Here is a 26,062-nt window from a genome sequence, read left to right as displayed (position 1 = left end):
TTGCCCGTGGGGTCCAACAACCACCTTTTACTGCCTATGCACGCGGGTTTCTTTTTTTTGCTGGGCTCAACTTACCCCCGCCCCTAAAAAAAAACCCCCCACGACTCCGATTCGCCGATGGTCAACACGCCACCGGGACGCAGCGCGGACACGATCTTCGACACAATGCTGATCTGGTCGTCCTGCGAGAAATAGATCAACACGTTGCGCAGCATGACCAGGTCGTAGGTGTCGCGTTGTCCGTTGTCTTGCATGAGGTTGTGCTTGGCAAACTGCACCCGTTTGCGGACATGCGGCGCAACGGTGTACCGACCCGCCTCCGAACTGAAGTAGGTGTCGAGCATCTCCGGTCGGCTCATGCGCAAGCGGTTGATGTTGCGCCCGTCGTACTCACCGAGACGCGCTTGCTTCAGCACATCCGTGCAGATGTCTGTCGCCAGGATCTGCGCCTTCGGTTTCACGTTCAGCGGGCCGAGCACGTGTTCACTCAACATCGCCAGCGAGTAGGCTTCTTCACCGGTCGAGCACGCGGCCGACCAGAAACGCAACAGCCCGGTGGGACGCCGCTCAACCAGGGCTGGAAAAAAGGTGTTCTCGAGGTAGCGCCACAATGGCCGTGTCCGAAAGAACGCCGTCTCGTTGGTGGTGAACGCGTTGACAAGGCGTTCACGTTCGTCCGCGTCGCGGTCGACCAGATCCAGGTATGCCGCCGCGTCGTCCATGTCGACAGCGCGCAGGCGCCGTTTGAGTCGGGTCTCGACGAACTGACAGGTCAGCTCGCCGAGGTGAAGGCCGGATTGCTGGTAAATGGTGTCAATCACGCGTTGCTGTGTGGCCTGTGGCAGCGCGCAGACACCCGGTAGATCTTCGTGCGACTTCTTCAGAGCGCTCACGATCAAGGGTCTCCGTGTATCAGTGTCCAACGCGGTGCGGCAGGGTGGCCGCACCGATCCATGTCAAAGCGAGACGGGGTCTGACTCGACGCCCGCCTAGACAGCGAACTTGTTCGCGCTCTCCATGAGGTGCTCGGCACCGCGGGTGAGGTCGAGCGTGGCCTTGGCAATGCCCTCCGACGCGTGCGCCGACTTCTCGGTGGCCTCGGAGATCTGCTGAATGGAGCTGCTCACTTCGCGCGCGGCGATGAGCTGCTCTTCAGCGGCGCAGGAGATCTCGGCGATGGCGCGCGTGGTGTCGTGCACCCCGGAGACGATGTCGTTGAACGAGCGCACCGCGTCTCGCGAGGTCTGACTGCCCTGGTTGACGTTTTTCACAGATTCACTGATAAGCTGGGTGATTTCCTTGGTGGCTTGCGAAGAGCGCTCGGCGAGCTTGCGCACCTCGTCGGCGACCACCGAGAAGCCCAGGCCGTGTTCACCGGCACGGGCGGCCTCGATCGCGGCGTTCAATGCCAGCAGGTTGGTCTGGCTGGCGATTTCGCTGATCACCTTGACGATCTCGCTGATGTCCTCGGAAGACTTGTTGATCAGTTTCATCGCTTCGATCGAATCGTTGATCGCCGTCGAACCGACCTCGGCGGCACGCTGTGTCGACTGCGCGAGCTGGTCGGCGTTCTTGCTGTTCGATGCGATCGAGTCGATCGACGCCGTGAGTTCCTCGACTGCGGCGTTCATCTCTTCGGTGTTCGCACCGAGTGACTGCGCGGTATTGGCCACGTTGTCGGAGCGCTCGGCGATCTGGCTGGAGGCGTCGGTGAACTCCTGTGCGAGATTGCGCACATCGGCCTCGACCTCGACCTGTGTGGTGATGTTCGAGGCGAATTTGACGACCTTGTAGAGGCGCCCGTCAGCGTCGAAGATCGGGTTGTACGAGGCCTCGATCCACACGGCGCTGCCGTCGCGTGCCACGCGCTTGTACCGGCCCGTGTCGAACTCACCGCTGCGCAGTTTCGCCCAGAACTGGTTGTAGGCCGGCGACGCCGCGTACTCGGCGTCGCAGAACAGACTGTGGTGTTTGCCGACGATGTCCGCCAGGCGGTATTTCATCTCCCCGAGGAACGCCTCGTTTGCGGTGAGCACGTTGCCTTCGAGGTCGAATTCGATGATCGCACGGCTGCGGTCGAGCGCGTTGAGCTTGCCCTCGTTGTCCGCGTTGCGCTGGCGCTCCTCGGTCACGTCGGTCGCGAACTTCACGACCTTGACCACCTCGCCCTCGGGGTTCAGCACCGGGTTGTAAGAAGCGTTGATCCAGATGTCGTCGCCTTTGGCTGAGACACGCTTGAACACACCCGCAACCAACTGGCCCTCGCGCAAGGTGTCCCAAAAATCGCGGTACTCCTGCGTGCCAGCGTATTCAGGATCACAGAACATGCGGTGGTGCTTGCCCTGGATTTCGGCCAGGGAGTAGCCCACCGTCGCGAGGAAATTGTCGTTGGCATCGAGAATCTGGCCGTCGAGGGTGAACTCGATGCGCGCCTGCGCGGCTTCGACTGCATTGAGCTTGCTCTCGTTCTCCGACGACGTCACCCGCTCCTCGGTGACATCGGTGGCAAACTTCACCACACCCTGCACGCGGCCATCGGCGTCGTACAGTGGGTTGTAGGACGCGTTGATCCAGATCTCGCTGCCGTCTTTCGTCAGACGCTTGAACACGTCGGCAACGCGCTCGCCCGCGGCCAGGTTTTTCCAGAAGGCACCGTACTCCACCGAGTTGGCGTAGCCCGGCTCACAGAAGATCCGGTGGTGTTGGCCGGCGATTTCGTCCAGCGCGTAGCCCGTGGCGGCGAGAAAATTCGCGTTCGCCGTGCGGATGGTGCCGTCGGGGTCGAACTCGATCACCGCCTGGGCGCCGTCGATCGCGCTGTACTTGCTCTCGAGCCTGGCGGTGTTGGCCTTTTGCTCGGTCACGTTGGTGGCAAACTTCACCACCCCGACCAACTCGCCGTCGGCGTTGTGCAAGGGGTTGTAGGACGCGTTGATCCAGATTTCGCTGCCGTCCTTGGCCAGGCGCTTGAACTCCGCAGCAGCGCGTTCGCCGTTGCCAAGTGCCGCCCAGAACGCCTTGTAGTCGTCCGATTCGGCGTACGCCGGCTCGCAGAAAATGCGGTGATGCTGTCCGACGATCTCGTCGAGCGAGTAGCCGAGCGTCACCAGGAAGTTGTCGTTTGCGTGGACGATGTTGCCCACCAGATCGAATTCAATGATCGCCTGAGCCGTGTCCAGTGCGGCCACCATGCTGGTGGCGTTCTGCCACGGGGTTACAACGTTGCAGGTGTCTGAAGTGGTTTTGCTCGACTCTGCGGCCATGCCTGTGCCCTCGTTCGCGTCGCAACATGCCTGTTGCTGTCGTTGTTGTCGGTTGTGTGCACCTCGCCGCCGTACCGTTTCGGGACGAAGCGGCAACATCTGCCGTTGCGCGACCGCGAACGGCAAACCTGGTGCACAGTCCACCACGCTATCGACCCGGGCTTGGATTAATTAACGCGTTTCAACCCGTCGGGATTGTTGCACGTGCACAAATCAACGACGTGCGAGACCGAGCGTGATGCAAACGCAGGCATTCGGCACGCCGGGACAGTCGGGTCAGCGGCGAAACTCGAACGGCACGCGGCCGAGGCGACGGTCGTCGCGGGGGGCGATGTTGAAGTGACGACGGTAGGCGCGCGCAAACGCATCGCTTCGACCAAAGCCACAGTCGCTCGCGATGTCGGACACGCTGCGGTTGGTTTGGGTCAGCAGCGCGCGCGCGTGCTGCAGGCGCAACTCGAGGTAGTGCCGCACGGGCGTGCGGCCGGTGTGGCGTCGGAAGAGCCGCTCGAGCTGCCGCTGCGAGCAGCCGACGTAGTGCGCCACGTCCGCCATCGCCAGGGGTTCCTCGAGGTTGCGGGACATCAGGACGAGGGCATCACGGATCACCGGCGGCAGGTTGCTGTCGACGGCGGTCGACGGCTCGGACTGTTGGGGTGCGTGTCCACCGCGCGCGCCCGGGTGAAAGACATAACGGCGTGCCGCTTCCGCGAGCGGCAGGCCAACATCGCGTTTGACGATCTCGATGGCGAGGTCGGCCGCGGCGATGCCGCCACAACAGCACACCCGGCCGCGACCCTGTGTGTAGAGCTGATCTCGCAGCTCGATGTGGGGAAAAGTGTCGCGGAACGCGGCGGCGTGCTCGGGGTGCACACAGGCGATCTCGCCCTCGAGCAACCCGGCCCAACCCAACACGAAGGCGCCCGTGTCCAACGCGAAAACAGCGGCGCCCGAGCGCGCGACACGCCGCAATCTCTGCTGCAACGTGCGGTGCCTGAACCGCTCTGGTGCCCAACTGGCGTTGACCACCAGCCAGTCGCAGGCGTCGCCGCTGAACACCGCCTCGGGTTGAACAATCAGCCCGTTGCTGGCCCGCACGGGCTCGCTTCCGGTGCCGAGAAACCGCCAGCTGTAGTGTCGGCTGCCGTCGATGTAATTCGCCGCACGCAGCGGGTCGAGAAACGCATGGCACGCCGCGCTGTTGAAGTCGGGCAACAACAGCACATCGATGGATCTGGTCATGGCTGAGAGGCACTTGCGGCGACAGGAGACAACAAGGTCAGCCGAAAATGGCGATTTTTATCATTTTATTGTCGATATATATCATATCGTGAGGAAAGCCGGACGCTAAGTTGACGGTCCGTGCCGTGCGGAGGCTGACATGCAAGCACCACTGACCTCGGATGACCTGGCCAGCATCGGTGACGGGTTTGCACCCGAACCCCACCGGTCCTGGTCGATCAACACCCGTTGCTACATCGACCCCCGTTTTCTCGAGCTCGAGCGCAACGAGATCTTTCACCGCAGTTGGCAGTTCCTGTGTCACGAGGAAAAGCTGCGCGAACCCGGCCGCTACATGACGATGCGCGTGCAGGGTCAGAGCGTTGTCGCCGTGCGTGGTGCAGACGGGACGTTGCGGGCCTTCTACAACGTGTGTAAACACCGCGGTCACGAGCTGCTCGACGGCGAAGGCCGCACCCGGGTCATCGTGTGCCCCTACCACGCCTGGGGATACAACACAGACGGCCACCTCAAGGTCGCGCGACGCTCCGAGCATCTGGCGGATTTCGACCCGTCGGATTTCAAACTCACGGAGATCCGGGTTGAGGTGTTCTGCCATCTCGTCTTCATCAACCTCGACCCCGATGCCGCACCACTCGCGACACAATCCGAGAACCTCGCCTCCGAAATCACCGACTACGCACCAGACATCGCTGACCTGACGTTTTCGCACCGATTGACCTACCGCATCAACGCAAACTGGAAGGCCGTGGTCGACAATTTTCTTGAGTGCTACCACTGCCCGGTAGCACACAAGGACTTTTGCACCCTGGTTGACATGACGACCTACGAGGTCAAAACGCACGGTATCTACTCGAGCCACATGGCACTCGCCGGCAAACTGGAGAACGCGGCATACAATGTCGAAGGCGCGAGCGTCACCGACCATGCCGTGTGGTACCTCTGGCCCAACACCGCGCTGATGCGCTACCCCGGCCGTGGCAACTTCATGGTGTGGCGTTTCCACCCCGACGGACCCGAACACTGCTACGAAGAGTTCGATTTTTTCTTCGAGACCGCGACTCCGAACGACCAGGAACAGGAGGCCATCCGGTTCATCGACGATGTCTTGCAGCCCGAAGACATTGGCCTGGTCGAGAGTGTGCAACGTGGCATGCACACCCCGGCTTTTCGCCAGGGCCGGTACCTGGTCGATGCCGAACTCTCGGGTTTGAGCGAGCACGCCGTGCACCACTTTCACAGCCTGGTACTCGATGCGTACCGCCGGGGTATCGACCGTGTCTGAGCGTGCCAGCGCCGTGCCGGCGCACTACCTCGCCGACAAGGTAGCGGTGGTCACCGGTGGGCGCGGCGGCATCGGCCACGCCATTTGCGCGCGCTTCGTCCGCGAGGGCGCAACGGTCTACTGCGCCGACATTGCCGGCTCGCGTTCGCACGGCTTCGGCATCGACGTCGACCTCGATGTGACATCCGAGGACAGCGTCGACGCACTCTTCGAACAGATCGGAACCGACCACGGTCAGCTCGACATTCTCGTCAATGCCGCGGGCGTCGAAATCGAAAAGACGATCGAGGACACCAGCCTCGCCGAGTGGAACCACGTGATGGCGGTGAATGTCACCGGCATGTTCCTCACCAGCCGCCGCGCGGTCGCCCTGATGCGCAAGGCCGGCGCCGGCAGCATCATCAACTTCGGCTCCTACGACGGTTTCATCGCCGACCCGCAACTCGCTGTGTACTGTGCCAGCAAGGGCGCCGTGCACGCGCTCACGCGCGCCATGGCCTGCGACCACGGACCGGAGAACATCCGCGTCAACGCCGTCTGCCCCGGCTACGTCAACACGCCTATGCTGCAGAGCTTCTTCGGCAACAGCGGTGACATTGCCAGCCTGGAAAAAGCCGTGCGCGATGTCCACCCCATCCAACGCTACGGTGAACCCGAAGACATCGCCAACATGGTCAACTGGCTCGCCGGCCACGAAGCCCGCTACGCCAGCGGCCAGCTCTTCATCATCGACGGCGGCCTGAGCGCCCAGGTCCAGCAGATGAAACTGTGAGCCAGCACAGCACCCGCGGACACCCAAGTCAATTGCCTCTCCCCCTTGGCGCTGGGCGAGTCGCGCAGTTGGCGCGGGTCCGAGCGCTGTGGCTGTTTGAGCGAAGCGAATTCCACGGCGCCCCGCGGCAACGAGCAACGCAGCGGACCCACGCAGTGGGCCAGCAACGGGGGGCGCTTTTTTTCGTCACTTTTTTGTGCGCACAAAAAAGTGACTCGCTGGCCGGGGCGAGTCCCGGCGCATGCCCCACGCCGTGCGCCAGCGCATGGGGCCTGCGCAGCTGACAGATAGAGGAACACCCCATGAAACCCATCATCATCACCTGCGCGGTCACCGGTGGCATCCACACCCCAACCATGTCCCCGCACCTGCCGATCACGCCAGACCAGATCACCGAGGCGGCGGTCGGTGCGGCCGAGGCTGGCGCCAGCATCCTGCATTTGCATGCCCGGCACCCCGAGACCGGCAAACCCGACCACCGGCCCGACACCTTCATGCAGTTTCTGCCGCGCATCAAGCAGCAGACCGACGCGGTGGTCAACATCTCGACCGGTGGTGGCCTCGGCATGACGATCGATGAGCGTTTGGCGGCGGCGCTGACCGCGAGCCCCGAAATGGCGTCGATGAACATGGGCTCGCTGAACTTCGGCATCTTTCCGATGGCGGACAAGTACAGCGAATTTCAGCACGACTGGGAGAAGCCCTTCCTGGAGATGACCCGCGACTTCATCTTCCCGAACACCTTCAAGACCATCGAGTACGGCTTGCGCGAACTCGGCGAGGCCCACGGCACGCGCTTCGAATTCGAATGCTACGACCTCGGCCACCTCTACAACCTCGCGTATTTCGTCGACAAGGGGCTGGTCAAACCGCCGTTCTTCATCCAACTGATCTACGGCATCCTCGGCGGCGCCGGCGCCGACCCCGACAACCTCATGCACATGCACACGATCGCGCAGAAGCTCTTCGGTGACGCCTACGAGTGGTCGGTGCTGGCCGCCGGCAAGCACCAGATGCCCTTCGCAACCCAGGCGGCGATGCTCGGAGGCAACGTGCGGGTCGGCCTAGAGGACAGCCTGTACATCGGCAAGGGCGAACTCGCGACCTCCAACGCACAGCAGGTCGAGAAGATCCGCGGCATCGTCGAAGCGCTCGGCCACCGCGTGGCCACCCCCGAGGAGGCCCGTGCACGACTCGGCCTCAAAGGCGGCAACGCCGTCTCCTTCTGAATTCCAACCCGAGGTGAACGCCATGGAAACCCGACTGCTCATCAACGGCGAACGCGTCCAGGGCGCCGGTGACGCCATCGACGTCATCGACCCGGCCACCGGCGCTGCCGTGACCACGGTCAACGCCGCCTCCGCCGACCAGGTCGACGCCGCTGCGCGGGCTGCCGAGGGGGCGTTCGACACCTGGTCTCGCACGCCGCCGGTCGAGCGGGCCGCTGCCCTGCTCGCGCTCGCCGACCGCATGGAGGCCGCCTCCGACGCCCTCGGTGAACTCGAGTCGATCGACTGCGGCAAGCCGCTCGACAGCGCGCGCGCCGACGAGATGCCGTTGACGATCGACGTGTTCCGTTTCATGGCCGGCGCGGCGCGCACCCAGACCGGCAGCGCTGCCGGCGAGTACGTGGCCGGCCACACCTCGATGATCCGACGCGACCCGGTTGGCCCGGTGGCGGCGATTGCGCCGTGGAACTACCCGCTGATGATGGCCTCCTGGAAACTCGCCGCGCCGCTCGCCGCCGGTTGCACCGTGACGCTCAAGCCCTCGGAGCTGACACCGCTGTCCACCCTCGCCTTCGCCGACGCCCTGGCCGATTGTCTGCCCCCCGGGGTGGTCAACATCGTGCACGGCGCCGGTGCGTCGGTCGGTGACCAGCTGATCAACCACCCTGCAACCGAGGCGATCACCGTGACCGGGTCGCCGGCGACCGGCATGGCCGCGATGCGCGCGGGCAGCGAGCAGATCCGGCACGTGCACCTGGAGCTCGGCGGCAAGGCGCCGGTGATCGTGTGCGCCGACGCCGACATCGATGCGGTGGTCGAGACCATCCGCGGCGGCAGCTATTTCAACGCCGGTCAGGACTGTGCCCAGCCCTGCCGGATCATGGCGCACAGCGCGGTCTACGATCCTTTGGTGTCGGCCTTGCAATCGAGTGTGGCGACGATCAAGACCGGTAGCCAGCGCGAGGACGGCGTCGAAATGGGACCGCTGATCTCGGCGGCCCAACGCGAGCGCGTGGCCGGTTTCGTCGAGCGGGCCAGGGCCACGTGCGAGGTGGTCGTCGGCGGCAAGATGCCCGACGGACCCGGCTTCTTCTACCCGGCCACCGTGGTCGCGAACGTCGACAACGACGCCGAGATCGCCTGCGATGAGGTGTTTGGGCCGGTGGTCACGGTGTCCCGTTTCGACGACGTCGCCGACGCGGTCGCGGCGGCCAACGCCAGCCGCTACGGGCTCGCGTCCAGCGTCTGGACCCAGAACGTCGGGCTTGCGATGCAGCTGTGCAGTCAACTGCGCTACGGCTTCACCTGGGTCAACACGCACGGGGTCGGCACACCCGAGATGCCCTGGGCTGCGATGAAAGGCTCCGGCAACGGCTGCGACATGTCGGTCTACGCTCTCGACGCGTACACCGCAATCCGCCACGTGATGGTGGCGCATTGATGAGGTGCGCCAGCGATTCGCGCGGGTCGGTTCACGCCGAGTGTGCCCTCCCACAGTCGACACACGGTACAAAACGTGTGGGACGGCCACCGTGTGACGGACCACCTTGCACAGCACGATGGCGCGGATAGATGGCAACTGAAGGCAAGCTGGCCAACAAACGCGCGCTCGTCACCGGCGCACGCCAGGGCATCGGCCGCGCGATCGTCGAACGCTTCCTGGCCGACGGCGCAGACGTCGTCGGGTGCGGGCGCAGCGCGAAGCCGGACGACTGGCCAGGCGACTGCACCTGGCACCCCTGCGATGTCAGCGACCCCGACGCGGTCAACGCCCTGGCCGGGACCCTTGGTGCGATCGACGTCCTGGTGAACAACGCCGGCGTCCAGATCGAGAAAAGCGTGGTTGACAGCTCTGACGCCGACTGGGACGCCGTCGTCGGTGCCAACGCGCGCGGGGTCTTCAACTGCTGCCGCGCCTTCATCCCACAGATGCGCGCCGGAGGCAGCGTCATCAACATCGGTTCGATCTCCGGCACCGTGGCAGACCCCGGCATGGCGCTGTACAACGCCTCCAAGGCCTTCGTGCACGGCCTGACCCGCTCGATCGCCGTCGACCACGGCGACACCGTGCGCTGCAACGCGATCTGCCCGGGCTGGATCCTGACCGGTATGGCCGACGCGGCGTTCGCGGTGGCGACAGACCCCGCTGCCGCCAAGCGGGATGCCCTGGCGCGCCACCCGGTCGGCCGATTTGGTCAGCCCGACGACGTCGCCAACATGGCAGCCTGGCTCGCGTGCGACGACGCGGCTTTTGCCAACGGCCAGTTGTTCACGGTCGACGGCGGCATGACGGCGGCGTCGCCACTCAATCCGGGGTTGTATTGATTTTGAGTAGGTTCCCTCACAGCGTTGTCGCGCCTCACGGGTGGCCCGTGCAGCGCGGTGACAGGCATGGACAGACACCATGACAACCCTCCAGAACACCGCTATCATTGGCTCCGGCGTCATCGGCTCGAGTTGGGCCGCGCTGTTTCTCGCCGCCGGCAAGACGGTCACGGTCTACGACCCTGCAGCGGATTTCGAGGCCGCCACCCGCAAACGCATCGAAGCTGTCTGGCCCACACTCGAATCGCTCGGCATGGCCGAACGCGGCGACCCGGACACGGTGCGGTTCGCGGCCAGCGCCCCGGAAGCGGTCGACGCCGCGGATTTTGTCCAAGAGAACGTGCCCGAGCGCATCGACATCAAGCACGCGTTGTTTCGCGAGATCGAGCCGGTGCTCGCGCCGCACGCCGTGGTCGCCTCAAGCGCCTCCGGCCTGATGGTGTCAGAGATGCAAACCGGGTGGCGCAACCCCGCGCGCTTCCTCTTGGGCCACCCGTTCAACCCGCCGCATCTGATTCCCCTGGTCGAGCTGGTCAGCAACGACCACACCGACCCCGACGCCGTCGATGTCGCCGAAGCCTTCTACCGCGACTGCGGCAAGGTGACCATCCGGGTCAAGAAGGAAGTGAGCGCGCACGTCGCCAACCGCCTGCAGGCCGCGCTCTGGCGAGAGGCCATCCACCTCGTCGCCGAGGGCGTCGCGACCGTTGAAGATGTCGACACTGCCGTCTGGGCCGGACCGGGCCTGCGCTGGGCCGCGATGGGCCCGCACCAGCTCTTTCACCTCGGCGCGGGTGAAGGCGGCCTGGCCGAGTTCTGCAACCGCTACGGCCCGAGCTTCCACCGCTGGTGGGACGATCTCGGCGACGCGAAACTGACCGAAGAGACCATCGCAACCTTGCGCGACGGCATTGCCGATTTCGACCGGGGCCACGACACCGACATTGCACGGCGTGACGCGCTGATCGAGGCCATGCTCAAGCACACCCGCACGCTGCGCGACTGAGCCTGCACAGCCGCGCTAGAGTCGCGCAATCAACCACTCAGGGGCCGCTTTCAACAGCCACGCAATCACGCGCCAGCGGCGGGTCACGTAGGCGTGCGATCGCCGGGCCTCGATGGCCTCGACAATCTGTCGGGCCGCGACCTCGGGCGAGGCCATCCAGAACGCGTCGTCCGCCTTGGCCATCGCCGTCCGAACGAAGCCCGGCTTGATGTCGGTGACGGTGATGGCGTGCCGGTCGGTCACGGCGCGGCACCGCAGGCCCGCGAGAAAGTGCGACACGAAAGCCTTGGAGGCGGCGTAGGACGCCGAGCGCATGCCACGCACCGCGAGCACCGAGGAAATGCCAACGAGGTGACCACCGCCCCGTTGCACGAAGTGGTGCCAGGCGACGTTGCACATCGCCGCAAAGCCGACGACGTTGGTCTCGAGTGTGTCACGGTCGAGTGACCAGTCGACCGTGGGATTGGTGAACCCCGTCCCGGCGCAGACCACGACGAGATCCACGCCGCCCATCTCGTCAAACAGCGCTTGCAACTGCGCCCGTGCGTCGGCCTGGCACACGTCGAAGGCCCGACCGTGGCTTGGCGACGGCAGCGATTGCACCAGCGCCTCGAGCAGCGCGGTGCGCCGGCCGGTGACGCCCACCTCGTCGCCCCGATCGGCAAGCGCCTCGGCCACCGCCCGGCCAATACCGGACGTCGCACCCACAACCACGGAGCGTCGGGCGCGCGCCACGTCAACGCCAGCCGTGCCGCCAGGCACCGGCGTCTTTCAGCGCACGCCAGTCGACCCAGGACGACTGGCCGGCCACGACAGCGTCGAGCAGGCAGCGCGTCACGGCCCCGTCCGCATCCCGCTCTAGCTCGACCACCATGAAGTGCACGGCCTTGCCGACAGGCTGCACCGCGGTCCACTTGCTGTGCAGCAGCTTGTTCGGGTTGATGCGGTTCACGGGTGGGGCTCCGGGCGGTGTCAGCCGAGAGCCTACTGCATTCGCGGCGCGCGGGTCGGCTTCGTGTTGCCCACACCACGAACGTCATCGGGTGTCGCTCGCGCGTCTTTGCGGCACAAGGCGATCTGGTAGCGTTGCTCCGCACTCACCGCGCCGCCGAGGGGAACACCGCATGGCCACCACACCACCTAACATCGTCCTGATCATGGCGGACCAGCTCGCGCCGCAGTTCACCGGCACCTACGGCCACCCGGTAGTACAGACGCCGTCGATGAGCGCGCTCGCAGCGCGCGGCGCACGCTTCGACGCGGCTTATTGCAACTCCCCGTTGTGCGCGCCCTCGCGCTTTTCGTTCATGGCGGGCCAACTGGTGACCCGCATCGCCGCCTACGACAACGCGAGCGAGTTTCCGGCGACCATCCCGACCTTCGCGCACTACCTGCGGGCCATGGGTTACCGCACCTGCCTGTCGGGCAAGATGCACTTCGTCGGGCCCGACCAGTTGCACGGGTTCGACGAGCGCATCACCACCGATATCTACCCCTCGGATTTCGCCTGGACGCCCAACTGGGAAGCGCCGGACGAACGCATCGACAAGTGGTACCACAACATGGATTCGGTGCGCGAAGCGGGCGAGGGGGTCGGCACCTTCCAGATCGACTACGACGAGGAGGTGGCGTTCTTCGCCAAGCGCAAACTGCTCGACTACGCGCGCGACAACACCGCGCCCTTCTGCATGGTGGCGAGCTTCATCCACCCGCACGACCCGTACGTCGCCCTGCCCCGCTTCTGGAACCTGTACAACGACGCCGACATCGACATGCCGAAGCACGTGCTGTCGCGTGAACAGCAGGACCCGTTCAGCCAGCGCCTGATGGACGGCATCGAGGCCAGCACGGTGGCCGTGACCGAACAGGAGGTGCGTAACGCGCGCCGCGCCTACTACGCCAACACGTCCTACTTCGACAGCAAGGTGGGTGAGCTGTTGCAGTGCCTCGAGGACAACGGCCAGCTCGACAACACCATCGTCATCGTCACCGCCGACCACGGGGACATGCTTGGCGAACGCGGACTGTGGTACAAGATGTCGCACTTCGAGCACTCGGCGCGTGTGCCGCTGATCATGGCGGGCCCCGGTATCGCCAACGGCACGGTCGACAACGCCTGCTCCCTCGTCGATATCCTGCCAACCCTGCTCGACATCGCCGCGAGCACCGGCCAGGACAAGCCCGCGCTCGGCCAGCCGATCGATGGCCGCTCGCTCTTGCCCGCCGCGCGCGGGGAGGCCGACCCGGTGTCGGAAGCGATCGGCGAATATTGCGCCGAGATGGCCTCGCACCCGGTGTTCATGATCCGCCGTGGCCCGTGGAAGTACATCCACTGCGACGCCGACCCGGCACAACTCTACAACCTCGACACCGACCCGGACGAGCTCACCAACCTCGCCGACGACCCGGCGCACGCTGACACGGCAGCCGCCTTCCGAGCGGAGGCCACCGCGCGCTGGGACTCGGCCGCCTTGCGCGAGCAGATCATCGCCACACAGCACCAGCGCCGCGCCGTGCACGCCGCAATGCAAGCCGGCATCCTGCCGCACTGGGACTACACGCCACCGCGCGACGCAAGCCAGGAGTACGTACGCAACCACATGGATTGGACCGAGGCAGCCGCGCGCACACGCTTTCCGCCGATCGGCGGCACCGCGCGCGGCTAAGGATTCGTCAGCCCAGCGCGCTGCGCGCTGCGATCAGGCTGCCAAGCACGGAGACCGCGATCTCGGCGGGGGTCTTGCTGCCGATGTCCACACCCACCGGCCCTTGAATCCGCGGCAAGCGGTCGGGGTCGGCGCCGGCGTCCGTCAGCCGGCCGAGCCGACCGGCGTGGTTGGCGCGCGAGCCGAGGGCGCCGATCAGAAAGACCGGTGCGTCCAGCGATGCGAGCAACAGCGGGTCGTCAAGCGCGGGGTCGTGTGCAAGCGCCAGTGCCGCGGTGCGCGCGTCGAGTGCCGTCGCCGCCACCGCGTCCGGCACCGCGCCGGTGTGGACGCGGCAGTGAGCGAGCACACTCTGGCGTGGCCAGAGCGCGTGAAAAGCCTCGCGAGGCTCGAGCACGACGCAGTCGAAGCCAAGGCTCGCGGTGCGCTCGCAGAGCTCAACGGTCAGCGGGGTCACACTGGTCATGACCAGCCGCCAGGGCGGGTGGTGCACCACCGTGTTGTGGTCGCGGTCGATCACCGGCGCGAACGGTGTCGCACTGACCACCTCACCGGAATCCACACGGCGTTCGGCACTCTGGCGCTGGCTCAGCATGTCGGCGAGCACGGCGAGCCCGTCGGCGCGGGCGTCGGTCAGCGGCTCGACCTGGACCACCACCGGGTCTGCGCCAACCGGCAGGCCGAGCGCCCCTGCGCTGTCCATCTGGTCGCCGAGCGACCAGACCACCGGCTCGCTCGGCGTGTGCGCCAACACCCGGCGGATTACGGCCTGATCAATATTGGGCATACCGATGCCGCCCACACACGCTTCGGACTCATTGACCGCTAGAGTAGAGCCCACCGGCGCCGGCGAGGACCCAAACGTCGTGAGCACCGTGACCCACCACGTCGGAATGCCGGCCCGGTACCATGCGTGCGCGCGGCGCGCGACCTTTTCGGTGTCGACGTGCATCCTTGACCACCCCGATGTCCTGCTACACCTCTCACTGTAGTGTGGCACACCACCAACACGCGGAGCCCGACCCGTTGACCCGCTCGCCAGAGGCGCCAGCCCCGTGATGGCCCTGACCGACAACACCCGAGGCGCGCTGATGATGATGGCGGCGATGGCGGGCTACGCCTGCAACGACGTACTGATCAAATTCACGGCGCAGGACATCGGGCTGTACCAGGCGATTCTGGTGCGCGGCGCGGCCGCGACGGTGCTGTTGGGGGCGGTGGCGCTCTGGCAGCGGCAGGTGCGCTTGCCCGAGAGCGCCCGAGACCGCCGCCTGCTCGCCGTGCGCATCGTCACCGAAATCGTGATCACGGTGCTCTTCCTCACGGCCCTGCTGCACGTGCCGCTGGCGACGGTCACTGCCATCCTGCAGTTCACCCCGTTGGCGATCACGCTAGCCGCAGCGCTGCTGCTCGGCGAGCGCGTCGGCTGGCGACGCTACAGCGCGATCGCGGTCGGCTTCATCGGCGTCATGCTGATCGTCAAACCGGTCGGCGGCAGTTTCAATATCTATGCGCTCTACGGGCTCGCCGCGATGGTCGGCGTGGTCGTGCGCGACCTCATCACGCGCCGTATGTCGACGTCCGTTTCCTCGCTGTTCGTCGCCTTCAGCACCGCGGCGGCCGTGACGCTGATGGCCGCGGCGGTCTGCACGGTGACGCCCTGGACGCCCATGCAGGCGAGCGACGTCGGCTGGCTCATGGGCGCAGCCGTCTTCATTCTGATCGGCTACCTCAGCAGTGTGACCAGCGTGCGCTGCGGCGACCTGAGCTTCGTCTCGCCGTTTCGCTACACGGTCATGCTCTGGGCAATCGGCCTCGGCTGGCTCGTGCTCGAGGAGGTGCCGGACGCGGTCACGCTGATCGGCACCGCGATCGTCGCCGCCACCGGCGTCTACGCCATCCTGCGCGAGTCGGCCGCGGCGCACCGGGCCTGATTGCCCGCGCACGCCACGCGCCGTCAGCGACCGGCCGGGGTGTAGAGGTTGTGCGGTCCGATACCGTCGATGGTCTGCTCGCCGCACAGCGCCGTCGTCATGTCGAGTTCGTTATGGATGATCTCGAGCGCCTTGCTGACGCCGGCCTGACCCATCGCGCCGAGGCCGTAGAGCATCGCGCGGCCGATGTAGGTGCCCTTGGCGCCGAGCGCCAAGGCCTTGAACACATCCTGACCCGAATAGATCCCGCCGTCGACGTGCACTTCGACGCGGTCACCGACCGCCTCGACGATCGACGGCAAGACCTCAATGGTCGAGGGTGCGCCGTCGAGCTGACGTCCGCCGTGGTTGGACACAACGATGGCGTCCACGCCGAGGTCTGCCGCCCGACGAGCGTCCTCGGCATCCAGGATGCCTTTGAGAATCACCTTGCCCCCCCACAACTCGGCCAGCCGTGCAACCTCGTCCCAATCGAGCTTGGGGTCGAACTGCTGTGCCGCCCACTGCGTCAGGGACGTGACATCGTCTACGCCCTTGACCCGCCCGACGATGTTGCCGAACTCGCGGTGCTTCGTGCCCAACATGCCGAGGCACCAACGCGGTCGTGTGGCGAGCTGCAGGGCGGTGTTGAGGTTGAATTTCGGTGGCGCGGAGAGCCCGTTGCGGATGTCCTTGTGGCGCTGACCGAGGATCTGCAGGTCGAGTGTGATCATCAGCGCCGAGCACTGCGCGGCCTGGGCGCGCGCGATCAGGTCGTGGACGAAGCCGCGGTCGCGCATGACATAGAGCTGAAACCAGATCGGGCTGCTGACCGCCTCGGCCACCGCCTCCAGCGAGCAGATGCTCATGGTCGAGAGGGTGAACGGCACACCAAAGGCCTCGGCGGCCCTGGCAGCGAGAATCTCCCCGTCCGGGTGTTGCATGCCGGTCGCGCCGGTCGGCGCGATCGCCACCGGCATTGAGACCGACTGGCCCACCATCTGGCTGGCCATGCTGCGACCGGTCATGTCGACAGCCACGCGCTGACGCAGCTTGATCCGTTGGTAATCCGCCTCGTTCGCGCGGTAGGTGGACTCCGTCCAGGACCCCGAGTCGGCGTAGCCGAAAAACATGCGCGGCACACGCCGCTGTGCCATGCGTTTGAGGTCGGCTATCTCGCAAACTGGTGCCATGGTGCTCGCGCTCGTGTGGTCAGCCGCACATCATAGCGCCCCCTGTGCGTGTCGGTCCACGCACGCCAGCGGCCAAAACCCCAAGGGTTTTCAAATGCCTAGCGGATTTTGAGAGTGCCTTGCGGCGTTTGATGGTCGTCTGTGGCGGGTCCTGTGATCCACTCAGTGGCGGTCCCAAGGCAGTTGTGGCAGGCTCACAGCCCGTTTTGCCTACCTGAAGGTTGCCCGTGTTTGCCTTGACAGACACCCTCGGACGGCCGCTGCGCGACTTGCGCATCTCGGTCACCGACCGATGCAACTTCCGCTGTGTCTACTGTATGCCGCGCGAGGTGTTCGACAAGAATCACCTGTTTCTGCCCCGTCGCGAACTGTTGTCGTTCGAGGAAATCGAGCGGCTGGTCCGCGTCTTTGCCGAGCGCGGCGTCCGCAAGCTTCGGCTCACCGGCGGGGAGCCGCTGGTGCGCAGCGACCTCGAACGCTTGATCGAGCGGCTCAAGCGGGTGCCTGGCGTTGAAGACATCGCTATCACCACCAACGCGTCGCTGATCACCCCGACGCGCGCACGCAACTTGCGCAACGCCGGCCTTGACCGCGTCAACGTGAGCCTGGATGCGCTCGACGACGACACCTTCAAGGCCGTCAACGACGTCAACATCTCGGTGCAAACCGTGCTCGACGGCATCGCGCACTGCCACGACGCCGGATTCGAGAAGATCAAGGTCAACATGGTCGTCAAACGGGGCATGAACCACGACGACGTGTTGCCGATGGCGCAGTACTTCCACGGCACCGGGCACATCCTGCGGTTCATCGAATTCATGGACGTCGGCAACGCCAACGGCTGGCAGCCCGACGCCGTCTTCAGCGCCACCGACATCGTCGAAACCGTCGACGCCGCACTGCCACTTGAACCGGTCGAACCAAATTACACGGGCGAGGTGGCGAAGCGCTGGCGCTACCGCGACGGCGGTGGCGAGATTGGCGTGATCGCGTCAGTGTCGCAACCCTTCTGCGGCGATTGCCACCGCGCGAGGCTGTCCGCAGTCGGTCAGCTCTACACCTGCTTGTTTGCAAGCCTGGGTCACGATTTCCGTGGCTTGCTGCGCGACGGCGCCGACGACGACGCGCTGCGCGACCGCCTGGATGCCATCTGGACGCACCGGTCAGACCGCTACTCCGAAGTCCGCGCCTCGCTCGCCGGCACGCCGATCAAGAAAGTCGAGATGTCCTACATCGGCGGTTGAGTCACGCGGATGTGTTCGGCGACGCGGCACGGGGCCCACCCTGGCCCCGGTCAGGTGACGGCCGCCGCACCCCATCTGTCGGCACCGTCCTCCCGACAGCGTTTTCAGAGACTCGCCATCGCCTGCTCGGTGTCCTCGTCGTAGACGTCGGCGTGGAACACCGCCTCGCCTTTTTCACCGAGCTCGGCCGTCAGATACACCATGTGCACCGGCACCGGCCGCTCGAATCGAATCACCTCGGGCTGCGTCGTCGCCTCGGCGTGCGCCCGCAGGGCGTCGCCGTTCAGTCCCTGCAGATCGAGCATCGCCGAGGCCAGCGCCATCGGGTTCTCGAGTCGCACGCAGCCGTTGCTGAACGCGCGCACGCCCTCGTCGAAGAGGTGCTTGCTCGGCGTGTCGTGCAGGTAGACGCTGTGCTTGTTGGGAAACATGAACTTCACCTTGCCCAGCGCGTTGTCGTCGCCGGCGTCCTGCCGGATGTAGATATCCCGGTTGCGGCTCGCCTTGACCGCGCGCCAGTCGACCGTGTTCGGGTCGACGGGTTGCCATTTCATGTCAAAGACCCGCAGGTTCTTGCGCGCGAGGTAGCCCGGGTCCTTGATCACCGCCGGCAACACGCTGCGCGTCGCGATCCCGTTGGGCACGATCCAGGTCGGGTTGAACACCAGCCGGTCGATCGCACTTTCGAGCTGCGGCGTGCGGGTCCGGGTTGTGCCGACCATGGTTTTGCCGGACCACAGCACGCGATCACCGCGTTGGTAGGTGGCGTCGTAGCCGGCGATGTTGATCAGCACGAAGTCCTGCTCGGCATCCCGCGGCAGAGCCACGGTGCGCGACAGGCTGAGCGCGATCGACATCAGGCGACGCTCGGCCGGGACGTTGAGCGCGGCGAGCGTGGCGGCATCCAACGCGCCGGTCGGCGGCAACTGGACGCGGCGCTGGAAGTGGGCCAGGCCGTCCACCAGCGCACGGTCCAGCACCGGCTCGCCGTCGGGCGAGGCGATGTCGCCGGTGAGTGCAAGGCGCGCTCGCACCGCCGTCAGTCGGTCATCGAACGCGCCAGGGGCGACATCAGGACCGGCCGGAATCGAAGTCCAGCCACCCGCGTCCACCAGACGCTGGTAGCGCGCCTGCAGACCGCGCAGGCGACGCACAGTGGCCGGGGCGTCGAGGTCCGCCATGCGGTGGTGCTGAAATTCGCGGGCGTGGGCCGCGGGGTCAACCACCCGCGGCACCCTCGGCTCGACGAGGTAGGAGCGGCGCGCGGGCGCCGGCTGCGCTGTCTCCCCGTCGGCAGGGTGGAATCCGACAGGACCGTCCTCGAAGAACACCGCCGCGGGGACGTGCGGGTCAGCCCGCGTCGTAAGGTGATCCGTGCTGAGGGCGATTGCGGCCTCGGCCTGCGACAGTGGCAGAACCGATGACAGACAGACCCCGAGCCGTGGCGTCGACACTAATACAACGAGTGCAACACCGTTAAGAAGATGCTTGTGCACACGTCCTGCGTGCGGCAGCGAAACGTTAACGATTTGCATGGTATGGGCTTGGTGCCGGTCTTTGCGCCGGCTCTCTCGATGGGTTGTGGGCTTGCCCACTCTGTGGCGGCACCACCACGCGAAGGTGTAGTATTTTTTGGCATCCCAGGGACTGGCCTCCCGGGTTCACCGCCGCGCCGAGAGGCCCGGTGTGTGCCCCGGGACACACCCCTTGGCGCCGCTGCCACGGTAGACTGACCGCCATTCACACCCCGCACAGCGAGCTCATGGCTACCCAGCGCTACCTGACCGGTATTACCACGTCCGGCACCCCGCACCTCGGCAATTACGTGGGCGCGATTCGCCCGGCGATCGAGGCGTCCAGACGGCCCGACACCGAGAACTACTACTTCCTGGCCGACTACCACGCGCTGATCAAATGCCACGACCCCGCAGTCGTGGCGCGCTCGCGGCTCGAGATCGCCGCCACCTGGCTGGCCCTCGGCCTGGACCCGGACCGCTGCGTGTTCTACCGCCAGTCAGACATCCCCGAAGTCATGGAACTGACCTGGATGCTGACCTGCATGACCGCGAAGGGCCTGATGAATCGTGCGCATGCATATAAAGCGGTGGTGCAGGAGAACGAGGACGCCGGCAGTGCCGACCCCGACAAGGGCATCAGCATGGGCCTGTTCAGCTACCCCGTGCTGATGGCCGCCGACATCCTGATCTTCAAGGCGACCCACGTGCCGGTTGGCCGGGACCAGATCCAGCACCTCGAAATGACCCGCGACATCGCGCAGCGCTTCAACCACCACTACGGCGAGTTGCTGGTTTTGCCCGATGTGGTGGTGCCCGAGGAAGGCTCGACGCTGACCGGCCTCGACGGCCGCAAGATGAGCAAGAGCTACAACAACACGATCCCGCTGTTCGAGACCGAAAAGAAGCTGCGCAAGGCCGTCATGCGCATCGTCACCAACTCGCTCGAACCCGGCGAACCGAAAGACACCGAGGGCAGTTCGCTGTTCGAGATCTGGCGCGCCTTCGCCACCCAGGCGGAAACCGAAGAGGCCGCCCAGTGGTTCGCCGACGGGATCGGCTGGGGTGACATGAAACAGAAGCTGTTCGAAAAGCTGAACGGCATCCTGGCCGAGCCGCGCGAGCGCTACAACGCGCTCATGGCCAACCCGGCCGAGGTCGAGGCGATCCTGCAGGCGGGTGCGGCGCGCGCTCGCGCCGAGAGCGGCCCCTACGTTGAGCAACTGCGCCACGCTGTCGGGTTGATCCGCTCGTGACCCGTCCCGTGCTCGCGGAGATCACCCGCGGCGGCCTGGTGGAGAGTTACCATACCGGTGCGCTGGTGGCAGTCGACGCCGAGGGCACGGTGCGCTTCGCGCTGGGCGACGTGGACCGGCCGGTCTTTCCACGCTCGGCCTACAAACCGATCCAGACGCTCGCGCTGGTCGAAAGCGGCGCTGCAGAAGCCTACGGGCTCAGCGACAGCGACGTCGCCCTCGCCTGTGCCTCGCACAACGGCGAAGCGTGCCACCACGACCGTGTGCAAGCCTGGCTCGCCGAACTCGATCTTGACGAGAACGCCCTCGCCTGCGGCGTGGACACACCAATGGAGCCCGCGCTGCTGGCCGAGTTTCACCGCGCGCAGCGCACACCCAACCGGGCGTACCACAACTGTTCCGGCAAGCACACCGGCATGCTGACGCTGTGCCGGCACGCCGGGCACGCGCACGCTGACTACCAGGCCTTCGAACACCCGAGCCAGCGCCACTGGCGCCAGGTCATGGGCGATCTCTGTGGGGTCGACACCGAGCGCTGCGCCTGGGACTACGACGGCTGCGGCTTGCCGGCACTCGCCTTCCCGTTGACGGCGCTGGCACGCGGCTTCGCCCGGCTGGTGACGCCGGGTAGCCTGACCGGCGAGCGCGCCGCCGCCGCCGAGCGCATCGTCACCGCCTGCAACGCCCACCCGCACATGGTCGCCGGCACCGGCCGCGCCTGCACCCGCGTGATGGCGGACCTCGACACGGTGACGCTGGTCAAGACCGGCGCCGAAGGCGTGTTCGCCGGTGGTGTACCGTCGCTCGGTATCGGCTTCGCGCTCAAGATCGACGACGGCGCTCGGCGCGGCAGCGAAGTGGCCCTCGGCGCCGCCCTCGACGCTCTCGGTCTGCTCGACGGCCCGCAGCGCGACGCCCTCGCCGACATCCTGACCCCCGACGTGCGAAACTCGCGCGGCCAGCGGGTCGGCGAGATGCGGGCGCCTGAGGGCTTGGTGTCAACCTTGCGAAATGGAGGTGTGTCGTGACGCTCAGCGTCTGGTTGGGATTCGCCCTCGCCTGCATCGTGATCCAGATGATCCCGGGCCCGACGGTGCTGACTGTCGTCGCCTGGTCGATTCGACACGGGCGACGCATGGCGTTGCCGCTCGCCCTCGCGGTCGCGGCGGGCGACGCCACGGCCCTGCTGCTGTCCCTGTTTGGCCTCGGCCTGCTGTTGCAGGCCTCCTCGACGGCCTTTCTTGTGGTCAAGGTGCTCGGCGCCGGCTACCTGATCTGGCTTGGCGTGACGATGATGCGTGAGGGGCTCACACCGCGCTTGCCGGACACCGGCTCGGCCCCGCTCCGCCGCATGGCGTTCCACACCTGGTTGGTCACCGCAACCAACCCCAAGGGCATCACCTTCTTTCTTGCGTTCATGCCGCAGTTCGTCGACCCCACCACTGCGGCGGCACCCCAGTTCGCCGTGCTCGGCGCGACCTTCGTGGTCCTGGCGGCGATCAACGCGGCGGCCTTCGCGTTGCTGGCTGCGCAAGCCCGGCCCTGGCTGACGTCGCCCCGCTCCACCCGCCCGCTTGCGCTGGGCGGCGGCGGCCTGCTGTGCGGCGCCGGCCTCTGGGCCTTGTTGGTGCGCTGACGTGGTCCGCGCACCCGCCGCCGCCGACTGGCGCCGCACCCTCGACGCCCTCGGTATCGACGCGGACCCGCACGCGCCCGGCCATCCCGCGCCTGTCGACGACACACTGTTGGTGTCACCCACTGCCCCGGTTGCCGAACACGACGCCGGCGCCGCCGGCGACTGGGCCCGGCGCGGCCGCAGCGAGCGACACCGTGCCCTGGACCGCTTTGCCGCGCTGATCACCGCCCACGCCGGACCGCTCGCACACGCGCACTGCCTCGAGACCGGCTACCCGCTCACGCAATGCGAGCGCAGCGTCGCAGCCGGCGCGGCGCACTTTGCCGAGGTCTCCCAGCGCCTCCAGTGGCCGGCGGAAACGGCTGAGACAACCTGGCGCCCTCGCGGCGACGTTGGCGTGGCAGGCCGCCCGGGTGACGGCCTCGCCGATGCGTTCGCGCAGCTCGCGTCCGCGCTCTACGTGGGCTGCACGGTCCGCTGGCAACCCCAGGCACCGTGGATGCTGCTCGCCCGCACCCTGGCGTCGCTCTGGCAGCGGGCCCAGGCAGCCGACACCGCAGCGGCTGCGAGCCTGCGACTCGACCCCGACGGGGCGCCGGTCACCGGTACCCCCGGGTCTCACGCGGTTTGGGTCGCGCCTTCCGCGCCGGTCGAGCACACGGTCACCCAGCTTGCCGAGGCCGTGTGCTGGCAAAACGGCAGAGGTGCGTTCAGTGTGTGCGACGTGATGGTCGACCACGCGCTGCACTGGGAGATCACACACCGACTGACGGACGCACTCGCACAGTGCCGCGGCGGCGACCCCTGCGAGCCCACCTGCGCGTGGCCCGACCACCTGCCCCGACCCCACGTACACGCCGACACCGCCGACACGGCGGCAGCCGAACACGGCGCCATCACCGTGCGCGCGACCGACACCGTGCCGGCGATCGACCGCGTCGTGCGCTGCTTCAGCGTGTTCAGCATCGACCAACGGGAACTGCACCACATCAAACAGCACGCCGGCCTCGCCGACCGGATCTGCATCAACACGGTGCCGTCGTCAGCGCTCGAACTGGATCCGCAGGCCTGGCACACCTGGCTCGTGCCACGGCGCCATAGCGAGCACGCGGAGCACCCGTGTTGAAAGCGTGGCTCGCCGCGCAGCGCATCTCGTCGCCGCTCCGGTGGGTGCTGACCGCCGCCGGCGTGGCGGCCCTCGTGATCGCACTCGCGCAGTCGCGGTGGCTCGACGACACCAGCGCCGGCCACATCGACGGCGCCTTGCAGCGCGCGCTGGTGGCCTTCGCGGTCGCACGCGCCTTGAACGGGGTGGTCTCGGTGGCACAGGGGACCGAGTTCGCGCTCGAGCCGGCCGGTATCGGCGTCAACTTTGCCCCGGGCCAGGTATTGGACCCGATCAACGACATGGTCGAACGCTTCGCCTGGGTCATGCTCGCGGCCAGCAGCTCACTCGGCATGCAGAAAGCGCTGCTGAGCATGAGTGCGTGGTGGCTGACCACTGCGTTGCTCGCCGGCACCTTGCTGGCGGCCGTCGCCGGCGTGGCCTTCGGCTGGTGGCGGCGGCCGCGCTTCGCGTTCTGGTTGAAACGGCTGCTGTTGGTGATGCTGGTGCTGCGCTTTGCCGTGCCAGTCACCGTGTTGATGGGTGAGCTGGCGTACCGGCAGTTCCTTGCACCCCAGTACGCGGCCGCTCAGGCCGACCTCGAGGCGACCCGCGACCGCATCAGCTCGTTGAACGACGACTTGCAGACCACCGACGATGACACCGGATTGCTGTCGCAACTCGGCAACGCCGCGCGTTCGCTCGGCAACTGGCAGGACAGCCTCGTGGCCTACGAGCAGGCCGCGACCGACGCCGCGCAGAGCACCCTCGACCTGATCGTGGTGTTCCTGCTGCAGTCGGTGGTGCTGCCGCTGTTGTTTCTCTACGGACTGTTCAGCCTGGGGCGTGTGCTGCTGCGCGCCTGACCCGACTGCACAGCGTCGGGGTCAGGCGCTGAACGGGTTGCGCAGACGCCGGCCGTTGATCAGGAACAACACCACGCCGAGTACCAGGATCGACACCGCCGCGTAGAAGAGCGACCCGCCGTCGCCCTCGCCGTTGTGCAGGACTTCGATGCCGAGCGGCGAGAACAGGTGGAAGAACACCGCGCCGGACATGATGGCCGAGGCGAACAGCCCACCCAGCGCGTGAAACGGCGACGCGTCGAGCGCCCGGCACAGGTTGAGCTTGGAGCCGATCCAGAGCAGACCGGGCAACAAGAGGATCGCCGACGCGAGAATCTCTGCACTGCCGATCACATAGGGCCCGAACTGCGAAAAGGCCGAACCCAGGCCCTCGCCGAAGAAGCCGCCGAGCCAGGTCCCGATGGTGCCAAAGATGTGTTGCGTGTCCGGGCTTTGCGTGAACTTGTAGGGGATCGAGGTCAGGAACACGCGCGCGATCCAGAGCACGCTCAACCAGCTGAATACGCGCACGGCGAGGGAGACGAGTGTTGTCATGGTGACAGCCTTGTGAGAAGTCGGCGTTGCTGCACCGCTCGGTGTTGTCGGGCACAGCGTTGGTAGAGTGTAGGCGAACGCTGCCGCACTCGGGTTCGCGTCTGCCGCGTGCGCCATGGCCTGCTAGCTGGCATCGAAATGGCCGATGCCGACGGCATGGTGCATCGCACGCGACACCGCCGCAACCAGCGCATCCGGGCACGCCGCCGAGCTGACCAGCCCCAATTGACGCACCGGTGCATCGGCACCCAGCGCCAGTCGGCAGACCGGCACGGGATGGAGTGTCTCGACACATTGCCGTGGCACGATGGCCACACTGCGCGTGCTGAACACCAGGTGAACGGTGGCTTGGAGCTCCTCGACAACCATCCGCTCCCGCACCACGATGCCGTGGGTTTGCAGCCATGCCTCGGTGAGCTCACCCACGATGGCGTCGCGGGCGAAGCGGATGAACGACCGGTCGCGCAGCAAGGTGGCGACCGATTCGCCCGCGCACTCGGGTGGCGCGATGAGTTCGAGTGTCTCGTCCGCGACCGGGTGCCAGCCCAGTCCGTCGTCGAGCACCCGCGGCCTGGAGACCAACGCGAGATCGAGCCGCCCATGGCGCACCTCGGTGATCAGTTTGTGGGTGAGACCCGACACGATGCTCAGTCGCAACCGAGGTTCATCGTGGCTCAACGCCTGCGCAGCCAGCGGCACCAGACCCGCCAGGCTGGTGGGTACCGCACCCAGACGGCACTCGCCCACAACGCCGCCGTCGACGACAGCAGACGGCACCAGCGCGTCGTAGCCTGCGACCACGTCGCGGGCCCGCTGTGCGATGACACGACCCATTGGCGTCATCTCGGGTGGCCTGCGCGAGCGGTCGAACAACGCCACAGCCCACTGACGCTCGAGCACGCGCATCTGCTGGCTGACTGCAGCCTGCGTGACGTTGACCGCATCGGCAGCCGCACTGAACGACCCGAGGTCGTGTACGGCCAACAGGGTGCGCAACATGGCGATCGACACGA

The 26,062-nt window shown here is 66.4% G+C and carries 24 protein-coding genes; 14 read left to right on the top strand and 10 right to left on the bottom strand.

The features are described 5' to 3' along the window. Positions 1-83 precede the first annotated feature (83 nt). The 3 genes from AAGA11_14155 to AAGA11_14145 all read right to left on the bottom strand — a co-directional run bounded on the left by AAGA11_14155 (position 84) and on the right by AAGA11_14145 (position 4,505). Entirely contained in the window at positions 84-893 is an 810-nt protein-coding gene (locus AAGA11_14155; protein ID MEM9604005.1) for a protein-glutamate O-methyltransferase CheR, read from the bottom strand. 96 nt (positions 894-989) lie between these two features. Next, positions 990-3,191, bottom strand: coding sequence for a PAS domain-containing methyl-accepting chemotaxis protein (locus AAGA11_14150; GenBank protein MEM9604004.1), 2,202 nt, complete (start codon positions 3,189-3,191; stop codon positions 990-992). Positions 3,192-3,539: 348 nt separating this feature from the next. After that, positions 3,540-4,505, bottom strand: coding sequence for a GlxA family transcriptional regulator (locus tag AAGA11_14145; protein MEM9604003.1), 966 nt, complete (start codon positions 4,503-4,505; stop codon positions 3,540-3,542). A gap of 139 nt (positions 4,506-4,644) precedes the next feature. On the opposite strand from AAGA11_14145, the gene AAGA11_14140 reads away from it, so the two are divergent. The 6 genes from AAGA11_14140 (at position 4,645) to AAGA11_14115 (ending at position 11,122) form a co-directional block, all read left to right on the top strand. Beyond that, positions 4,645-5,790: a ring-hydroxylating oxygenase subunit alpha gene (locus AAGA11_14140; protein MEM9604002.1), complete on the top strand. Its 1,146-nt coding sequence runs from the start codon at positions 4,645-4,647 to the stop codon at positions 5,788-5,790. After that, positions 5,783-6,562, top strand: coding sequence for an SDR family oxidoreductase (locus AAGA11_14135; GenBank protein ID MEM9604001.1), 780 nt, complete (start codon positions 5,783-5,785; stop codon positions 6,560-6,562). Before AAGA11_14140 ends, AAGA11_14135 begins: the two co-directional genes overlap by 8 nt. Positions 6,563-6,864: 302 nt before the next feature. Next, the gene (locus tag AAGA11_14130) at positions 6,865-7,791 is read left to right on the top strand and encodes a 3-keto-5-aminohexanoate cleavage protein (protein ID MEM9604000.1); all 927 of its coding nucleotides are present in this window, start codon (positions 6,865-6,867) and stop codon (positions 7,789-7,791) included. Between the two features lie 22 nt (positions 7,792-7,813). Further along, complete coding sequence (locus AAGA11_14125; protein MEM9603999.1) at positions 7,814-9,232, top strand: aminobutyraldehyde dehydrogenase; 1,419 nt, start codon at positions 7,814-7,816, stop codon at positions 9,230-9,232. 131 nt (positions 9,233-9,363) lie between these two features. Next, on the top strand, positions 9,364-10,116 hold the full coding sequence (locus AAGA11_14120) for an SDR family oxidoreductase (protein ID MEM9603998.1): 753 nt from the start codon (positions 9,364-9,366) through the stop codon (positions 10,114-10,116). Positions 10,117-10,195: 79 nt separating this feature from the next. Further along, complete coding sequence (locus tag AAGA11_14115; GenBank protein ID MEM9603997.1) at positions 10,196-11,122, top strand: 3-hydroxyacyl-CoA dehydrogenase NAD-binding domain-containing protein; 927 nt, start codon at positions 10,196-10,198, stop codon at positions 11,120-11,122. A gap of 15 nt (positions 11,123-11,137) precedes the next feature. On the opposite strand, the gene AAGA11_14110 is transcribed toward AAGA11_14115, so the two are convergent. Together AAGA11_14110 and AAGA11_14105 are read right to left on the bottom strand one after the other, a co-directional pair. Continuing rightward, complete coding sequence (locus AAGA11_14110; GenBank protein MEM9603996.1) at positions 11,138-11,857, bottom strand: SDR family NAD(P)-dependent oxidoreductase; 720 nt, start codon at positions 11,855-11,857, stop codon at positions 11,138-11,140. A 1-nt stretch (position 11,858) separates the two neighbouring features. Beyond that, positions 11,859-12,074, bottom strand: a complete 216-nt coding sequence (locus AAGA11_14105) for a TIGR02450 family Trp-rich protein (protein MEM9603995.1) — start codon at positions 12,072-12,074, stop codon at positions 11,859-11,861. 172 nt (positions 12,075-12,246) lie between these two features. Between AAGA11_14105 and betC the strand changes: the two genes are divergently transcribed. Next, positions 12,247-13,788 (top strand): choline-sulfatase, encoded by a 1,542-nt coding sequence (gene betC, locus AAGA11_14100; protein MEM9603994.1) that lies wholly within the window; start codon positions 12,247-12,249, stop codon positions 13,786-13,788. Positions 13,789-13,795: 7 nt separating this feature from the next. On the opposite strand, the gene AAGA11_14095 is transcribed toward betC, so the two are convergent. Then, positions 13,796-14,740, bottom strand: a complete 945-nt coding sequence (locus AAGA11_14095) for an XdhC family protein (GenBank protein ID MEM9603993.1) — start codon at positions 14,738-14,740, stop codon at positions 13,796-13,798. Positions 14,741-14,846: 106 nt separating this feature from the next. On the opposite strand from AAGA11_14095, the gene AAGA11_14090 reads away from it, so the two are divergent. Beyond that, entirely contained in the window at positions 14,847-15,722 is an 876-nt protein-coding gene (locus tag AAGA11_14090) for a DMT family transporter (GenBank protein ID MEM9603992.1), read from the top strand. Between the two features lie 23 nt (positions 15,723-15,745). On the opposite strand, the gene AAGA11_14085 is transcribed toward AAGA11_14090, so the two are convergent. Further along, positions 15,746-16,894, bottom strand: coding sequence for an alpha-hydroxy acid oxidase (locus tag AAGA11_14085; protein ID MEM9603991.1), 1,149 nt, complete (start codon positions 16,892-16,894; stop codon positions 15,746-15,748). A gap of 227 nt (positions 16,895-17,121) precedes the next feature. Here AAGA11_14085 and moaA point away from each other — a divergent pair, with 227 nt between their 5' ends. After that, a complete protein-coding gene (moaA, locus tag AAGA11_14080) occupies positions 17,122-18,138 on the top strand; it encodes a GTP 3',8-cyclase MoaA (GenBank protein ID MEM9603990.1) in 1,017 nt (338 codons plus the stop codon). 104 nt (positions 18,139-18,242) lie between these two features. On the opposite strand, the gene AAGA11_14075 is transcribed toward moaA, so the two are convergent. Next, positions 18,243-19,592, bottom strand: a complete 1,350-nt coding sequence (locus tag AAGA11_14075; protein ID MEM9603989.1) for a L,D-transpeptidase family protein — start codon at positions 19,590-19,592, stop codon at positions 18,243-18,245. A gap of 308 nt (positions 19,593-19,900) precedes the next feature. Between AAGA11_14075 and trpS the strand changes: the two genes are divergently transcribed. Genes trpS through AAGA11_14050 form a run of 5 tightly spaced genes read left to right on the top strand, consistent with a single transcriptional unit; the run spans position 19,901 to position 24,515 of the window. Beyond that, positions 19,901-20,908, top strand: coding sequence for a tryptophan--tRNA ligase (trpS, locus tag AAGA11_14070; protein ID MEM9603988.1), 1,008 nt, complete (start codon positions 19,901-19,903; stop codon positions 20,906-20,908). After that, on the top strand, positions 20,905-21,936 hold the full coding sequence (locus AAGA11_14065; GenBank protein ID MEM9603987.1) for an asparaginase: 1,032 nt from the start codon (positions 20,905-20,907) through the stop codon (positions 21,934-21,936). The genes trpS and AAGA11_14065 overlap by 4 nt, the downstream gene beginning before the upstream one ends. Further along, a complete protein-coding gene (locus tag AAGA11_14060; protein MEM9603986.1) occupies positions 21,933-22,544 on the top strand; it encodes a LysE family translocator in 612 nt (203 codons plus the stop codon). Before AAGA11_14065 ends, AAGA11_14060 begins: the two co-directional genes overlap by 4 nt. Before the next feature lies 1 nt (position 22,545). Then, positions 22,546-23,670, top strand: coding sequence for an aldehyde dehydrogenase family protein (locus tag AAGA11_14055; protein MEM9603985.1), 1,125 nt, complete (start codon positions 22,546-22,548; stop codon positions 23,668-23,670). Further along, positions 23,664-24,515: a hypothetical protein gene (locus tag AAGA11_14050; protein MEM9603984.1), complete on the top strand. Its 852-nt coding sequence runs from the start codon at positions 23,664-23,666 to the stop codon at positions 24,513-24,515. Before AAGA11_14055 ends, AAGA11_14050 begins: the two co-directional genes overlap by 7 nt. A gap of 21 nt (positions 24,516-24,536) precedes the next feature. Here AAGA11_14050 and AAGA11_14045 read toward each other — a convergent pair whose 3' ends face one another. Continuing rightward, complete coding sequence (locus tag AAGA11_14045) at positions 24,537-25,049, bottom strand: hypothetical protein (GenBank protein ID MEM9603983.1); 513 nt, start codon at positions 25,047-25,049, stop codon at positions 24,537-24,539. A gap of 123 nt (positions 25,050-25,172) precedes the next feature. Next, entirely contained in the window at positions 25,173-26,060 is an 888-nt protein-coding gene (locus AAGA11_14040) for a LysR family transcriptional regulator (protein MEM9603982.1), read from the bottom strand. Between the last annotated feature and the right edge of the window lie 2 nt (positions 26,061-26,062).

Source organism: Pseudomonadota bacterium, from assembly GCA_039196715.1.
In the GTDB taxonomy this organism is placed as follows: domain Bacteria; phylum Pseudomonadota; class Gammaproteobacteria; order CALCKW01; family CALCKW01; genus CALCKW01.
Note: the sequence above shows the minus strand (reverse complement) of the source record. Positions and strands in the feature narration are given on the sequence as shown.

Excerpts from the sequence above, each read along its gene's own strand:
- AAGA11_14095 (MEM9603993.1), bottom strand. The coding sequence starts at position 14,740 with ATGCACGTCGACACCGAAAAGGTCGCGCGCCGCGCGCACGCATGGTAC.
- AAGA11_14145 (MEM9604003.1), bottom strand. The coding sequence starts at position 4,505 with ATGACCAGATCCATCGATGTGCTGTTGTTGCCCGACTTCAACAGCGCG.
- AAGA11_14125 (MEM9603999.1), top strand. The coding sequence starts at position 7,814 with ATGGAAACCCGACTGCTCATCAACGGCGAACGCGTCCAGGGCGCCGGT.
- AAGA11_14115 (MEM9603997.1), top strand. The coding sequence starts at position 10,196 with ATGACAACCCTCCAGAACACCGCTATCATTGGCTCCGGCGTCATCGGC.
- AAGA11_14085 (MEM9603991.1), bottom strand. The coding sequence starts at position 16,894 with ATGGCACCAGTTTGCGAGATAGCCGACCTCAAACGCATGGCACAGCGG.
- AAGA11_14045 (MEM9603983.1), bottom strand. The coding sequence starts at position 25,049 with ATGACAACACTCGTCTCCCTCGCCGTGCGCGTATTCAGCTGGTTGAGC.
- AAGA11_14140 (MEM9604002.1), top strand. The coding sequence starts at position 4,645 with ATGCAAGCACCACTGACCTCGGATGACCTGGCCAGCATCGGTGACGGG.
- AAGA11_14090 (MEM9603992.1), top strand. The coding sequence starts at position 14,847 with ATGGCCCTGACCGACAACACCCGAGGCGCGCTGATGATGATGGCGGCG.
- betC (MEM9603994.1), top strand. The coding sequence starts at position 12,247 with ATGGCCACCACACCACCTAACATCGTCCTGATCATGGCGGACCAGCTC.
- trpS (MEM9603988.1), top strand. The coding sequence starts at position 19,901 with ATGGCTACCCAGCGCTACCTGACCGGTATTACCACGTCCGGCACCCCG.
- AAGA11_14150 (MEM9604004.1), bottom strand. The coding sequence starts at position 3,191 with ATGGTGGCCGCACTGGACACGGCTCAGGCGATCATTGAATTCGATCTG.
- AAGA11_14130 (MEM9604000.1), top strand. The coding sequence starts at position 6,865 with ATGAAACCCATCATCATCACCTGCGCGGTCACCGGTGGCATCCACACC.
- AAGA11_14120 (MEM9603998.1), top strand. The coding sequence starts at position 9,364 with ATGGCAACTGAAGGCAAGCTGGCCAACAAACGCGCGCTCGTCACCGGC.